Source organism: Mycobacterium sp. RTGN4, from assembly GCF_033804635.1.
Classification (GTDB): Bacteria; Actinomycetota; Actinomycetes; order Mycobacteriales; family Mycobacteriaceae; genus Mycobacterium.
Map to the genome: position 1 here is coordinate 131576 of NZ_JAPZLB010000003.1, position 14417 is coordinate 145992.

A 14417-nucleotide genomic window follows, 5' to 3' on the forward strand; every position below is an offset into this window, starting at 1 on the left:
GCCCGTCGGTCGCCCGCAATCGACCCGCTGGGTAGCGTGTGCAGCGATGCGTCGGCAGGTCACACGGGCTCTTGCCTGGTACTTAGTGGCGGTCACCGCGGCGGTGACCGCCGTTGGGTGTTCGCAGACCGTCGACGGCAGTGCGCAACGCGCCCGTCCAGGAGTGCCCGACCCCGATCGCAACTACGGCTACGTCGACGACCGCTGTGGGCTGTTGCTGGACGACACGATCAAGGAGCTGCTGAAGGCGGACAGCATCGTGCGGCCCTACAGCGGTGCCGTCTGCCAGTACGTGGCGTCTGGACGCTCGGGCCTCGTCGACGTCGTCTTCTCCTGGTTCGACACCGGCAGCTTCGAGCGCGAACGTGCACTGGCCACCGAACGCGGAATTCGGATCACGGACAAGGACATCCAGCGTCACCCCGCGTTTCTGGGGCAGCGCCCGGACAATGCCGCCGCATGCTCGGCGACCGCTGCCGCGGGTCCCGGAGTGCTGGCCTGGTGGGTGCAGTTCCGGCCCTTGAACGGGCAGAACCCGTGTGAGGCCGCCGAGAAGCTGTTGTCCGCCACGTTGTCGGCGGACATGTGATGCCGTCGCGCCCAGCCAGGCTGCTGGTGCTGGTGATATTGGGAGCGCTCGTCGGCTGCGGGTCGCCGCCACCCACTACTGCGGGACCGTCGACTCCGGCGGCCGTCTTCCGAGATGCCGACTGTGGCGCCGTCTCCGACGCCGACGTGACCAAGGCCGCGGGTAGCTCACTCTTCACGAAGGTCGTCGTCAGCGACGCGGGCTGTTTCTGGCAGGAGAACACGGTGATCGGCGACTTCGGCGTCGGCATGGGCATCTCGACGTGGTGGTACCGCGGCAGCGACCTGGACGTCGAACGCAGCCTCGAGCGGAAGGTGGGCCGCACGCTCACCGAGCTCTCGCTCAACGGCAACAAGGGGTTCAAGGCGTACGACGACAACGCGTGCAGCGTCTACGTGGCGAAGGGCGGCGACGTGATCACCTGGTCCATTCAGACCGTCAATCCAGGAATGCTGCCCGATCTGTGCACAGTCGCCGAGCAACTCGCGCAGCTGAGTCAGGATCGGATGAACTGACTGGCTCTGCCACGAACGGTTAGAGTCATTCGTCATCCCACGTTGAGGGACGACGTCGACTTAAGGAACTGACCTCATGGGAGCTCGGCCGGAAGCGCCGCCCGGCGGAGCCGCCGCTCCGGGCGGACGGTCGCGGACCCCGGCGCGCGCCACCAAGCTCAGTCGCGACGCCATCGTCAACGCAGCACTCACCTTTCTCGACCGGGACGGCTGGGACGGGCTGACCATCAACGCCCTGGCCAACCAACTCGGCACCAAGGGGCCGTCGCTGTACAACCACGTCGACAGCCTTGATGACCTGCGCCGCACCGTCCGCATGCGGGTCATCGGCGACATCATCGGCATGCTCAACACGGTCGGCGAAGGGCGCACCAGGGACGACGCCGTGGTCGCGATGGCCAGCGCCTACCGCAGCTACGCCCACCACCATCCTGGCCGATATTCGGCGTTCACCCGCATGCCGCTAGGCGGGGACGACCCCGAGTACACCGCGGCCACGCGCGCGGCGGCCGGACCCGTGATCGAGGTGCTTTCGTCGTACGGGATCGACGGCGAGAACGCGTTCTATTCGGCGCTGGAGTTCTGGTCGGCGTTGCACGGCTTCGTGTTGCTGGAGATGACCGGAGTGATGGACGACATCGACACAGACGCCGTCTTTACCGACATGGTGTTGCGGTTGGCGGCCGGCATGGAGAGGCGATGAGCGCGGACGGCGGAGTCGGACGTGCCGCCTGGCCTGGGGCGTTGCCCGATCTGGCGGTCAAAGGTCGACGGGTTCGGGCGATTGAGCCTGGCGCAGATGAAGTGCCGACGTGAGCAGCGGCGTTGGCGGTAAGTCGGCGCTTTGACCTGCCCTACCGCGGGCGGGTATCGTGGTGGCTCGTGCCTGGCCGACGAGGCGCTTGCGGCTGAGTTAGATGCAAGCACGCCTGCACGCCGGGCCAATTCGCATGTCCACGACGCATCGAAGAGATATCGATGCTCCGGGCGCGTGCGACACGCCCGGTCGCGGGGTACGCGAGCGGACGAAAACCGCAGTACACAGACTTAAAGCAGTAGCAAACCAGAAGAAGCAATACAGAAAGCCGGTACATGCCAACCATCAACCAGCTGGTCCGCAAGGGTCGCCGCGACAAGATCGCCAAGGTCAAGACCGCGGCCCTCAAGGAGAGCCCGCAGCGCCGCGGCGTGTGCACACGCGTGTACACGACCACCCCGAAGAAGCCGAACTCGGCACTTCGGAAGGTCGCGCGCGTCAAGCTGACCACCGGCGTTGAGGTCACTGCGTACATCCCAGGCGAGCAGCACAACCTGCAGGAGCACTCGATGGTGCTGGTGCGTGGCGGTCGTGTGAAGGACCTGCCCGGTGTGCGCTACAAGATCATCCGCGGCTCCCTCGACACCCAGGGCGTCAAGGGTCGCAAGCAGGCCCGTAGTAAGTACGGCGCCAAGAAGGAGAAGAGCTAATGCCGCGCAAGGGTCCCGCGCCGAAGCGGCCGCTGGTCAATGACCCGGTCTACGGATCGCAACTAGTCACCCAGCTGGTCAACAAAGTCCTGCTCGACGGGAAGAAATCGCTGGCCGAACGCATTGTCTATGGTGCGCTCGAGCAGGCCCGCGACAAGACCGGCACCGATCCGGTCGTCACCCTCAAGCGCGCACTCGACAACGTCAAGCCCGCCCTCGAGGTGCGCAGCCGCCGCGTCGGTGGCGCGACGTATCAGGTGCCCGTCGAGGTGCGCCCGGAACGGTCGACCACGCTGGCCCTGCGCTGGTTGGTCAGCTTCTCGAAGCAGCGCCGTGAAAAGACGATGGTCGAGCGCCTCGCGAACGAACTGCTCGACGCCAGCAACGGCCTCGGGGCCGCAGTGAAGCGCCGCGAGGACGTTCACAAGATGGCCGAAGCGAACCGGGCCTTCGCGCACTACCGCTGGTGATTCCACCGGCGGCGGTGTTGCCGCTCGGGGATGAAGACAACAGCAACCAAGCAAGCGAAAGAGTGGGAATTTAGCCGTGGCACAGGACGTGCTGACCGACCTGAACAAGGTGCGCAACATCGGCATCATGGCGCACATCGACGCCGGCAAGACGACGACGACCGAGCGCATCCTCTATTACACCGGTATCAGCTACAAGATCGGTGAGGTGCACGACGGTGCCGCCACGATGGACTGGATGGAACAGGAGCAGGAGCGGGGTATCACCATTACCTCCGCTGCCACCACCTGCTTCTGGGATGGCAACCAGATCAACATCATCGACACCCCGGGCCACGTCGACTTCACCGTCGAGGTGGAGCGCAGCCTGCGCGTGCTCGATGGCGCCGTCGCCGTGTTCGACGGCAAAGAGGGCGTTGAGCCGCAGTCCGAGCAGGTCTGGCGGCAGGCCGACAAGTACGACGTGCCCCGCATCTGCTTCGTCAACAAGATGGACAAGATCGGCGCCGACTTCTACTTCACCGTGCGCACCATCGGCGAGCGGCTCGGCGCCAACGCGCTGCCGATCCAGCTGCCCATCGGCTCCGAGGGTGACTTCGAGGGCGTCGTCGACCTGGTCGAGATGAAGGCCAAGGTCTGGCGCGGCGAGACCAAGCTCGGCGAGACGTACGAGACCATCGAGATCCCGGCCGAGCTTGCCGAGCAGGCCGCGGAGTACCGCACCAAGCTGCTCGAGGCCGTCGCCGAGACCGATGAGACGCTGCTCGAGAAGTACTTCGGTGGCGAAGATCTCACGATCGACGAGATCAAGGGCGCGATCCGCAAGCTGACGATCACCTCGCAGGCCTACCCGGTGCTGTGTGGCAGCGCGTTCAAGAACAAGGGCGTGCAGCCCATGCTCGACGCGGTCATCGACTACCTGCCGTCGCCGCTGGACGTCGAGTCGGTCACGGGTCACGTCCCCGGCAAGGAAGACGAGCTGGTCGTCCGCAAGCCCTCGACGACGGAGCCGTTCTCGGCGCTGGCGTTCAAGGTCGCGACGCACCCGTTCTTCGGCAAGCTGACCTACGTCCGGGTGTACTCCGGCAAGGTCGACTCCGGCGCACAGGTCATCAACGCCACCAAGGGCAAGAAGGAACGGCTGGGCAAGCTGTTCCAGATGCACTCCAACAAGGAGAACCCGGTGGAGTCGGCCAGTGCCGGCCACATCTACGCCGTCATCGGCCTGAAGGACACCACCACCGGTGACACCTTGAGCGATTCGCAGCAGCAGGTCGTGCTCGAGTCGATGACGTTCCCCGATCCCGTGATCGAGGTCGCCATCGAGCCGAAGACGAAGAGCGACCAGGAGAAGCTGAGCCTGGCCATTCAGAAGCTGGCCGAAGAGGATCCGACGTTCAAGGTCCACCAGGACAACGAGACCGGCCAGACCGTCATCGGCGGTATGGGCGAGCTTCACCTCGACATCCTGGTAGACCGCATGCGTCGCGAGTTCAAGGTCGAGGCCAACGTCGGCAAGCCTCAGGTGGCCTACAAGGAGACCATCAAGCGCAAGGTCGAAAAGGTCGAGTTCACCCACAAGAAGCAGACCGGTGGCTCCGGCCAGTTCGCGAAGGTGCTCGTCAGCATCGAGCCTTTCACCGGCGAGGACGGCGCGACCTACGAGTTCGAGAACAAGGTCTCAGGCGGCCGCATCCCGCGCGAGTACATCCCATCGGTGGATGCCGGTGCGCAGGACGCCATGCAGTACGGCGTGCTGGCCGGCTATCCGTTGGTCAACATCAAGCTCACCCTGCTTGACGGGGCCTACCACGACGTCGACTCGTCGGAAATGGCCTTCAAGATCGCTGGTTCCCAGGTGCTGAAGAAGGCTGCGGCGCAAGCACAGCCGACCATCCTGGAACCGATCATGGCCGTCGAGGTCACCACGCCCGAGGATTACATGGGCGATGTGATCGGTGACCTGAACTCCCGCCGTGGTCAGATTCAGGCCATGGAGGAGCGCAGCGGTGCGCGCATCGTCAAGGCGCAGGTGCCACTGTCGGAGATGTTCGGCTACGTCGGCGACCTTCGGTCGCGGACCCAGGGCCGGGCGAACTACTCCATGGTGTTTGATTCGTATGCCGAAGTCCCGGCGAACGTGTCGAAGGAGATCATCGCGAAGGCGACGGGTCAGTAAATCCGGACCTGTCGCACTGGCGGGACCACCCAACTGTAAACATCAACACTGCTTTAGAAGAAGCAACAACAAGTCCAGGAGGACATCGAAGTGGCGAAGGAGAAGTTCGAGCGGACCAAGCCGCACGTGAACATCGGGACCATCGGTCACGTTGACCACGGCAAGACGACGCTGACGGCGGCAATCACCAAGGTTCTGCACGACAAGTACCCCACCCTGAATGAGTCGCGCGCATTCGACCAGATCGACAACGCTCCCGAAGAGCGTGAGCGCGGCATCACGATCAACATCTCGCACGTCGAGTACCAGACCGAGAAGCGGCACTACGCGCACGTCGACGCTCCCGGCCACGCCGACTACATCAAGAACATGATCACCGGTGCGGCTCAGATGGACGGCGCCATCCTCGTGGTCGCCGCCACCGACGGCCCGATGCCGCAGACGCGTGAGCACGTGCTGCTCGCCCGTCAGGTCGGCGTGCCGTACATCCTGGTCGCGCTGAACAAGTCGGATGCGGTTGAGGACGAGGAGCTCCTTGAGCTCGTCGAGCTCGAGGTCCGCGAACTGCTGGCGGCCCAGGAGTTCGACGAGGACGCCCCCGTCATCCAGGTCTCCGCGCTCAAGGCCCTCGAGGGTGACCCGAAGTGGGTCAAGTCCGTCGAGGATCTGATGGACGCCGTCGACGAGTCGATCCCGGATCCGGTTCGCGAGACCGAGAAGCCGTTCCTCATGCCCGTCGAGGACGTCTTCACGATCACCGGCCGCGGCACCGTGGTCACCGGTCGTGTCGAGCGTGGCATCGTCAAGGTGAACGAGGAAGTCGAGATCGTCGGCATCCGTCCGACCGTCACCAAGACCACCGTCACCGGTGTCGAGATGTTCCGCAAGCTGCTCGACGAGGGCCAGGCGGGTGACAACGTCGGTCTGCTGATCCGCGGTGTCAAGCGTGAGGACGTCGAGCGCGGCCAGGTCGTCGTGAAGCCCGGCACCACCACGCCGCATACCGATTTCGAGGGCAGCGTCTACATCCTGTCCAAGGAAGAGGGCGGCCGTCACAAGCCGTTCTTCACGAACTACCGCCCGCAGTTCTACTTCCGGACCACGGACGTGACCGGCGTCGTGACGCTGCCGGATGGCACCGACATGGTGATGCCCGGCGACAACGTCGACATCACGGTCAAGCTGATCCAGCCCGTCGCGATGGACGACGGTCTGCGGTTCGCGATCCGCGAGGGCGGCAAGACCGTCGGCGCAGGCCGCGTTACCAAGATCATCAAGTGATCTGACGCAATAGTCGCAAAGCGGCGCTCACCCTCGAAGGGTGGGCGCCGCTTTCGTCTGTCGACGTGACTCCGGCCAACGGCGCGCGCAGAGAAGTGCTCCGAATGGTGTTGGTAGTGCGGAAGGATGGAGTGCACTTACAGGAGGTGTCGTGGTGAATCGGCTCAGAGTGCTGGCCTTCACCGACGTCGGGTTGCGTCGGAAGCGAAACGAGGACGCCGTCCTGGTCGCGGGCTGGCTGTCCCAGTCACACGACGGTCTGCTCGCCACAATGGATTTCGCGCCGACGGCGCCGTTCGTATGTGTGGTCGCCGACGGGATGGGCGGTCACGCCGGCGGCAACATCGCCAGCAAGTTGGCCCTGACGGTGCTCGCTGAACAGTCAGTCCAATGGCGCACGGTCCAGGACGTGGCGACGTCTGTTGCCTACGCCAACGATCAGGTGCGCGGCGCCGGAGTCGAGACCGGGCTCGAAGGGCTGGGCACCACCATCGCGGGACTGTGCCTCGTCGCTGACGGGATCATCGCCTTCAACGTCGGTGACAGCCGCGTCTACTCGATCACGGGTGGTCAGCCGCAACAGCTTTCGCACGACGACTCCGTGTACGACGTCAACGGCCATCCCACGAACGTCATCACGCAATCGCTCGGTCAGCCGGGCCCGGTGCAGACGCACGTCACGACGTTGCCACTGCAGCCCGGTACGTATCTGATGTGTTCCGACGGTGTCAGCGGCATGCTCAGCGAGGCGGAGCTCAGGGCTGCCGTCGCGCCCGTCGACCTCGCCGATTGTGCGGCCAACATCATCAAGAGCACTCGCGCAAACGGGGCGGAGGACAACTTCTCCTTCGTCATCGTCGACATCCCCGACCTCTCCTCGCCAGACACCGAACCCGCCGAGATCGAAGCCCTTGCATCGTGGCCCCGAACTCCGCCCCCATCGGTCGGACCGCCAGGCGCGCGACCGGTGGCCGGTGCGCCTCAGCAACCGCCGGGTCCGTCCTGGCAGCCAATGCCGCAACCGCGGCCCCAGAGCACGACAACCGGCTCAATTTTCAGGCGTTGGCGTTAGTCTGACGTTCGATTCGTTGCGACCAAGCGGGGGACTGGGCAGATGTTGATGCGCTACCTGAAGTGCCAGGCGTTGGTGCTGTTGTTCGGCGGCATCGTCGGCCCCATCTTCTTAGCCGTCGGGCTCGCAGGCGTGCCCGTCGTCGGCCAGATGTTTCTTTACATCGGTGCCGCGATAACCGTGCTTGACGTGGTGATCGCATTGGCCTGGGCGAACTTCAGCGCCAAGTCCGCCGCGACCACCCAACAGCTCGAGGCGACCGGGGTGTTGGCGCTGGCCAACGTGATGGGGATGGCCGAAACCGGCATGCGCGTCAACGAGGAGCCCGTCATCAGGCTGGACCTCCGCATCCAGGGGCCGGGAGTGAACTTCGACGTGCAGGACTCCGTCCGAGCGTCGGTGACGAAGATGCCGGTGATCTCCTCGCGGAAGTTGGTGGTGCTGGTGGATCCGGCGACCAACAAGTTCCAAATCGACTGGCAGCGAAGCGCTTTGGTGGCGGGCTTGGTGCCTGCCCAGTTCTCGCTGGCCGAAGATGGGCGCACCTACGATCTGTCCGGACAGGCCGGTCCGTTGATGGAGATCATGCAGATCCTCAAGGCCAACAACGTGCCGATGAACGGGGCCATCGACATCCGCTCCAATCCGGTGGTCCGCCAACAGGTGATGGACGTGGTTCGTCGAGCGGGCGCACAACAGCAACCGCTGGCCGGAGCGTACTCACCTCCGCCTCCGCCACCGCCGCCGGGGCAGCCCGCATACGCGGCCGCAGCGGCTGCTCCATCGGTTTCGCAGCGGCTGCAGGAACTCGAGACCCTGCGCGCCACCGGAACCATCTCCGACGCGGAGTACACGGCCAAGCGCCAGCAGATTCTCGGGGAGCTGTGACGCCGAGCGCCGGCGAATTCTGAACGACATCACGCGCTTTCGCCCAGTTCGGCGGTTTCGCCACCTAGGGCTCGCTTCTTTCGCAAAGATCGTGTCGAGGGGCGAGAGGAGCGACGATGCCGGAATCAAACCCGCCTTCGGCGGACTATGGGGTGCATTCCGAGGTCGGCACGTTGCGCAAGGTCCTGGTCTGCTCGCCGGGCCTGGCGCATGAGCGGCTGACGCCAACCAACTGCGACGACCTGCTGTTCGACGACGTCTTGTGGGTACAGAACGCACGGCGTGACCACTTCGACTTCATCGACAAGATGCGCGAACGCGACGTCGACGTCGTCGAACTGCACAACGTGTTGTCGGAGACGATCACGGATCCCGCTGCGAAGGCTTGGCTGCTCGACCGCAAGATCGTGCCCAACGAGGTGGGGCTGGGGCTGGTCGACGACACACGCGGCTTCCTGGACTCGCTCCAGCCCCGACGACTGGCCGAGTTGCTGATCGGCGGCATGTCGATCCGCGATCTGCCTGCCGAACTGAAGTCCGGGTACCGCGCATTGGCCAGGGAGTCGACCGGAGTGACGGAGTACCTCATGCCGCCGCTGCCCAACACGCTCTACACCCGGGATACCACCTGCTGGATCTACGGCGGGTTGACGATGAACCCCTTGTTCTGGCCGGCCCGTCATGACGAGACGCTGTTGATGAAGGCGATCTACGAGTTCCATCCCGACTTCGTCGGTTCCAGGGTCTGGTGGGGCGATCCCGAAAGTTCTTGGGGGCTAGCGACTATCGAGGGCGGCGACGTGCTGGTGCCCGGCAACGGGGTCGTCATCATCGGGATGAGCGAGCGCACCTCGCGGCAGGCCATCACACAGGTGGCGGCACAGTTGTTCGCCGAAGGTGCCGCCGAGAAGGTCATCGTCGCAGGCATGCCGAAACTGCGCGCGGCGATGCACCTCGACACGGTGTTCACCTTCGCCGATCGCGACGTGGTGACGATCTACCCCGACATCGTCGACAACATGCAGACGTTCACCTTGATGCCGAGCGACACCGCGCCCGGTGTCGAGGTGATCGAGGTGAACAAACCGTTCGTCGAGGAGGTCGCGGACGCTCTGGGCCTCGGCGCGCTGCGCGTCGTCGAAACCGGCGGAACGAAGTACGACTCGGAGCGGCAACAGTGGGACAGCGGAAACAACCTGGTCGCCGTCGAGCCAGGAGTGGTCTTCGCGTATGACCGCAACACCCACACCAATTCGCTGCTGCGCAAGGCGGGCATCGAGGTCATCACCATCGTCGGTGCGGAGCTGGGGCGCGGCCGCGGTGGCGGCCACTGCATGACGTGCCCGATCGTCCGAGACGCGGTCGACTACTAGCCCCTTCGGCGCAGGAGGGGTTTCTAGAACACGTTCCAATTCGGCTGCTAGCCTGAGCGCGGGCAGACGAAAGGACGGGCAATGGCGGCAGGCAACGGAACCCTCGAGGGACGGGTGGCATTCGTCACCGGCGCCGCACGCGGCCAAGGTCGCGCCCACGCCGTGCGACTGGCTTCCGAGGGCGCCGACATCATCGCCATCGACATCTGCGGACCCATCTCCGACACCGTCACCTATCCGGCCGCCACGTCGGAGGAACTCGCCGACACCGTGCGCGCGATCGAGTCGACCGGACGTAAGGTGCTCGCCCGCGAGGTCGACATCCGAGATCTCGCCGCCCAGCAGCAGGTGGTGGCCGACGGCATCGAACAGTTCGGCCGGCTCGACATCGTGGTGGCCAACGCCGGCATCCTCAGCTGGGGCCGGATGTTCGAGATGTCAGAAGAGCAGTGGGACAGCGTCATCGACGTCAACCTGAACGGGACGTGGCGCACCATCCGGGCGGCCGTGCCCGCGATGATCGAGGCGGGCAACGGCGGTTCGATCATCATCGTGAGCTCGTCGGCAGGCACGAAGGCCACCCCCGGCAACGGGCATTACTCGGCGTCGAAGCACGGCCTGGTCGCCATCACCAATGCGTTGGCGATCGAGGTGGGCGAGTTCGGAATTCGGGTCAACTCGATTCACCCGTACTCGATCGACACCCCGATGGTCGAACCCGACGCCATGATGGAGATCTTCAGTAAGTATCCGGCGTTTCTGCACAGCTTCAAGCCGATGCCGTACCAGCCTGTCAATCACGACGGCAAGAAGGGCCTCAAGGAATTCATGACGCCCGAAGAGGTTACCGACGTCGTGCTCTGGCTCGCCGGTGACGGGTCCGCGACGATCTCGGGCTCGCAGATCGCCGTCGATCGCGGGACTGCGAAGTACTGATCCGCTAAGCGCAGAGCGAACGGCGTTCCGCGAACGCTTGTCCCATCGGTAGGTTCACGGGATGACCACGGTTCCGTTCGACTACGCATACGGCGGCATCGACTTCGAAGGCGTGATCGTCTCCGGCGAACACGCGCACGTGCCGACGGTGCTCGTGTTCCACGGTATGGAGGGTCGAAGCGACGCTCAGGTCGAGTTCTGCTACCAGCTTGCGGCGCTGGGCTACCGGGCGGTGGCCGTCGACCTGTTCGGAAGGGCCGTCACGCGCGGTGGTCCCGAGGCGTGTGCTGCCGCGATGGCGGCGTTCATGGCGGACCGGGATGCCTTGCGGGACAGACTCATTGGCGTAGTGGACATCATGACAGCGCTGCCGACGGTGCGGCCGGACGCGATGGCCGCCATCGGGTTCTGCTTCGGCGGGCTCTGCATGCTCGACCTAGCCAGGCACGGTACGCAGCTGGCGGCCGTCGCCAGTTTCCACGGCCTGCTGACGCCATTGCCGCAGCCGCCGACGACGCCGATCTCCACCAGGATCAGCGTCTTCCACGGCTGGGAAGATCCGTTCGCGCCGGCTGGTGACGTCGTGGCCTTGGCCACCGAGCTCACGGAGCGCGCGGCCGACTGGCAGCTGCACGCGTATGGGCACGCGATGCACGCGTTCATGGCGACGTTCGCCAACGCGCCAGAGCGCGGCATTCAGTACGACGAGCCGACAGCGCGGCGGGCCTGGGCGAGCCTCGTCGACTTCTTGGCCGAGACGTTCGGCTAGCACCGCTCGGCCGTCGACACCCGATCCTGACGCCTTCGGGTCAGGTGGGTAGCTGCCCCAGTTGTTGTAGGACCGAGTACAGGTTGGCGACGCCCCAGTGGTCGGTGATCTTTCCGTCGCGGACTCGCATGGCGTCGACGGTCTCGAATTGAATGGTCTTGCCAGTCGGGGCGATACCGAGGAATTCGCCAAGGTGCGTGCCGTGGTAGGTCTTGTACGTGGTAACGATGCCGCCGTCGACGGTTTGCCAATGGATCTCGGGTCGGAAGTCGGGAAACGCATCGCGCAACCGGTGGTAGAGGACGCGAACGCCTTCCTTGTCGGCTGTGGTGCCTGGTTGAGGCGTGTGGTCGACGAAGTCGTCGACGAACAGCTCGTCGAAGAGCGCGAAATCGCCTTGGCCCTGCACCAGTTCGGTGTTGCGGCGGACTACCGCCTTGATCGCTTCATCATCGGGTGAGTCCGTCATCTGGCTAGTTCGGGAGCACCAGTACCGGCACCGGACTGTGTCGGATGATCTTGGTGCCCTTGGAGCCAAGGAACACTCGCGCGACGGCGCCCTGTGGTGAGGTGCCAAGGGCGAGCAACTCGCCGTCCTCCCACTCTGCCGCATCCAGCGCCTGGTCCCAGCCGTTGCCCGTGACGACCTGTAGCTCGACGTCGTCGCCCACCACGCCGTCGGACTTCAACTTGGCCAACGCTTCTCGTGATTGCGCGGCCCAGGCCTGCAGGATGGAGGTCTCCGCGTCCAGGCCCACCTCGGGCGGGTACATGGTGCGGCCGCGGACGGCGAAGGTGATCACTCGCAGTGGAACCGCCAGCTGGGCTGCGAACGTCGCGACCCGCTCGACGACGTGCAACGACTCCGGTGTCCCCGGGTACGCGCACGTGATGCGTGTCAGGCCATGGGATTTCGATCCCCGGTACCCGCGCGGACTGATCGCGAGCGGGACGGGCGACGAATGCAGCAGCCGGTCGGCGGTCGATCCCACCACCACCTGTCCCAAGCTGCCGTCCGCGGAAGAACCCAGTACCAGTGCGTCGGCGTCGAGTTCCTTCGCGGCGTCCAGCAGCCCACCCGAGGCGGACCGATGGGCGTACTTGTGGAAGCTGACGTCTAGCTCGGCGTCCAACGACGAGATGCATTCGAGGCCCTGTGCGGCCGAGTCGGCCGCGAGTCGATCCGCGTAGTGGGCGTATTCCGCGTCGATGCGCGCCGGTGACGGTGTGGTCCACGGTTTGGGGACGACGGTGACGACTGCCAGTGACGTCTTGAGTGTCCGGGCGGCCTCCACCCCCAGATGCAGGGCCGAAATACCTGCCTTCCCAACGAGATATCCGACGACGACTGTCATGGCGCCTCGTCCTTCGGCGCTACGATTTGCACGTCGTCGACGCCCGGTGCTGCTGATGCGATGACGCCGTCGCCGCCGTCGTTGAGGGCGCTGTGATGCCTGCCCCAGAGCATGTAGAACGTCCAGACGACCAACACCCACGCGCTGAACGCGATCCACGTGTACCAATGCAGGCTCAGCAAGATGTAGAGGCAGGCCAACACCGACAGGACGGGGGTGACGGGATAGAACGGCACCTTGAATCCGCGCGGCAAGTCGGGTTCGCGCACCCGAAGAATGATGACGCCGATCGACACCACGATGAAGGCGGTGAGCGTGCCGATCGAGACCATGTCGATCAACTTGTCCAGCGGGACGAAGGCGGCCAGCAGACTCACCACGATCGCGACGATGATGGTGTTGTTCACCGGCGTCATGCTCTTCGGATTCACCTTGGCGAACATCGCGGGCAGCAGCCCGTCGCGGCCCATGGCGAACAGAATGCGGGTCTGGCCGTACATCGTGACCAGGGTGACCGAGAAGATCGAAATGACGGCGCCCGCAGCGAGCACCGTGCTCCACCCGGTGGACCCCGTGACGTCGTCGAGGATCTGAGCGAGTCCGGCCGCCTGACCGTCGAACATTTCCCACTTCTGGGCGCCGATCGCGGCGATGGCCACTAGGACGTAGACGCTGGTCACGATCAGCAGCGCCGCAATGATGGCCCGCGGCATGGTTTTCTGCGGATCTTTGACTTCGTCGCCCGCGGTGGACACCGCGTCCAAACCTATGAATGAGAAGAATATGGTTCCGGCCGCCGCACCGATGGCCGCGACGCCGAACGGCGCGAAGTTGGCGAAGTGGTCGGCGTTGAATGCGGTGAACGCAATGATCGCGAACAGTCCGAGCACGCCCAGCTTGATGCAGACCATGACGGTGTTCACCACTGCGGATTCGCTGGCACCGCGGATCAGCAGCAGCGCGCACAGGACGACCAGGACGACCGCGGGCAGGTTGAGCCAGCCGTGTACGTGACCTTCGGCGACCTCATCCCACGGCGCTGCGATGATCTGGTCGGGCAACTGCCAGCCGTTGAAGAGGTTCGCGAACAACTTGTTCAGGTATTGGCTCCACCCCACTGCCACGGCGGCGGTGGAAACGCCGTACTCGAGCAGTAAGCACGCCGCCACCCCCATGGCGACGAACTCGCCAAGAGTGGTGTACGCGTAGGAGTAGGTCGATCCGGAAACCGGCACGGCCGACGCCATCTCGGCGTAACAGATGGCTGCGAGGCCCGCGGCGATGCCTGCGACGATGAACGAGACGACCACCGAGGGGCCGGCGATCGGCACTGCGTCCTGCAGGACGAAGAAGATACCGGTACCGACTGTGGCTCCGACGCCGAACATCGTCAGCTGGAAGACGCCGATCGTGCGTTTGAGGTGGTCGGAGGCGCCGTGCGCGACCGATGCTCCGATGACGGGGCGACGCCTGAGCATCTGCTCACTCAGTGGGATAGTCGGCGTTGTCATGGGGCCTCCCAG

15 protein-coding genes are annotated in these 14417 nt (G+C 64.9%); 12 read left to right on the forward strand and 3 right to left on the reverse strand.

The genetic code is table 11. The features are described 5' to 3' along the window. Window positions 1-46: 46 nt before the first annotated feature. The 12 genes from SLQ30_RS07485 (at window position 47) to SLQ30_RS07540 (ending at window position 11539) form a co-directional block, all read left to right on the forward strand. The gene (locus SLQ30_RS07485; RefSeq protein WP_319445637.1) at window positions 47-589 is read left to right on the forward strand and encodes a DUF3558 domain-containing protein; all 543 of its coding nucleotides are present in this window, start codon (window positions 47-49) and stop codon (window positions 587-589) included. Next, a complete protein-coding gene (locus tag SLQ30_RS07490; protein ID WP_319445638.1) occupies window positions 589-1104 on the forward strand; it encodes a DUF3558 domain-containing protein in 516 nt (171 codons plus the stop codon). The genes SLQ30_RS07485 and SLQ30_RS07490 overlap by 1 nt, the downstream gene beginning before the upstream one ends. A gap of 76 nt (window positions 1105-1180) precedes the next feature. Continuing rightward, the gene (locus SLQ30_RS07495; RefSeq protein ID WP_319445639.1) at window positions 1181-1807 is read left to right on the forward strand and encodes a TetR/AcrR family transcriptional regulator; all 627 of its coding nucleotides are present in this window, start codon (window positions 1181-1183) and stop codon (window positions 1805-1807) included. A 389-nt stretch (window positions 1808-2196) separates the two neighbouring features. Continuing rightward, window positions 2197-2571, forward strand: coding sequence for a 30S ribosomal protein S12 (rpsL, locus tag SLQ30_RS07500; RefSeq protein WP_319445640.1), 375 nt, complete (start codon window positions 2197-2199; stop codon window positions 2569-2571). Further along, window positions 2571-3041, forward strand: coding sequence for a 30S ribosomal protein S7 (rpsG, locus tag SLQ30_RS07505; protein ID WP_319445641.1), 471 nt, complete (start codon window positions 2571-2573; stop codon window positions 3039-3041). The genes rpsL and rpsG overlap by 1 nt, the downstream gene beginning before the upstream one ends. 76 nt (window positions 3042-3117) lie before the next feature. Continuing rightward, window positions 3118-5220, forward strand: coding sequence for an elongation factor G (fusA, locus tag SLQ30_RS07510; protein WP_319445642.1), 2103 nt, complete (start codon window positions 3118-3120; stop codon window positions 5218-5220). 90 nt (window positions 5221-5310) lie between these two features. Then, window positions 5311-6501 (forward strand): elongation factor Tu, encoded by a 1191-nt coding sequence (gene tuf / locus SLQ30_RS07515; RefSeq protein ID WP_319445643.1) that lies wholly within the window; start codon window positions 5311-5313, stop codon window positions 6499-6501. Window positions 6502-6655: 154 nt separating this feature from the next. Beyond that, entirely contained in the window at window positions 6656-7573 is a 918-nt protein-coding gene (locus tag SLQ30_RS07520; protein WP_319445644.1) for a PP2C family protein-serine/threonine phosphatase, read from the forward strand. A 42-nt stretch (window positions 7574-7615) separates the two neighbouring features. Beyond that, window positions 7616-8461 carry an SHOCT domain-containing protein gene (locus SLQ30_RS07525; protein ID WP_319445645.1) on the forward strand — a complete coding sequence of 282 codons (846 nt, stop codon included), beginning with the start codon at window positions 7616-7618 and terminating at the stop codon, window positions 8459-8461. A 116-nt stretch (window positions 8462-8577) separates the two neighbouring features. Continuing rightward, window positions 8578-9834, forward strand: coding sequence for an arginine deiminase (locus SLQ30_RS07530; protein ID WP_319445646.1), 1257 nt, complete (start codon window positions 8578-8580; stop codon window positions 9832-9834). An 81-nt stretch (window positions 9835-9915) separates the two neighbouring features. Beyond that, window positions 9916-10770: a mycofactocin-coupled SDR family oxidoreductase gene (locus SLQ30_RS07535; RefSeq protein ID WP_319445647.1), complete on the forward strand. Its 855-nt coding sequence runs from the start codon at window positions 9916-9918 to the stop codon at window positions 10768-10770. Between the two features lie 61 nt (window positions 10771-10831). Further along, on the forward strand, window positions 10832-11539 hold the full coding sequence (locus SLQ30_RS07540) for a dienelactone hydrolase family protein (RefSeq protein ID WP_319445648.1): 708 nt from the start codon (window positions 10832-10834) through the stop codon (window positions 11537-11539). Window positions 11540-11579: 40 nt separating this feature from the next. On the opposite strand, the gene SLQ30_RS07545 is transcribed toward SLQ30_RS07540, so the two are convergent. Genes SLQ30_RS07545 through SLQ30_RS07555 form a run of 3 tightly spaced genes read right to left on the reverse strand, consistent with a single transcriptional unit; the run spans window position 11580 to window position 14405 of the window. After that, window positions 11580-12008, reverse strand: a complete 429-nt coding sequence (locus SLQ30_RS07545; protein WP_319445649.1) for an ester cyclase — start codon at window positions 12006-12008, stop codon at window positions 11580-11582. A 4-nt stretch (window positions 12009-12012) separates the two neighbouring features. Next, complete coding sequence (locus SLQ30_RS07550) at window positions 12013-12894, reverse strand: universal stress protein (RefSeq protein ID WP_319445650.1); 882 nt, start codon at window positions 12892-12894, stop codon at window positions 12013-12015. Next, window positions 12891-14405, reverse strand: a complete 1515-nt coding sequence (locus SLQ30_RS07555; RefSeq protein ID WP_319445651.1) for an amino acid permease — start codon at window positions 14403-14405, stop codon at window positions 12891-12893. Before SLQ30_RS07555 ends, SLQ30_RS07550 begins: the two co-directional genes overlap by 4 nt. Window positions 14406-14417: the final 12 nt, after the last annotated feature.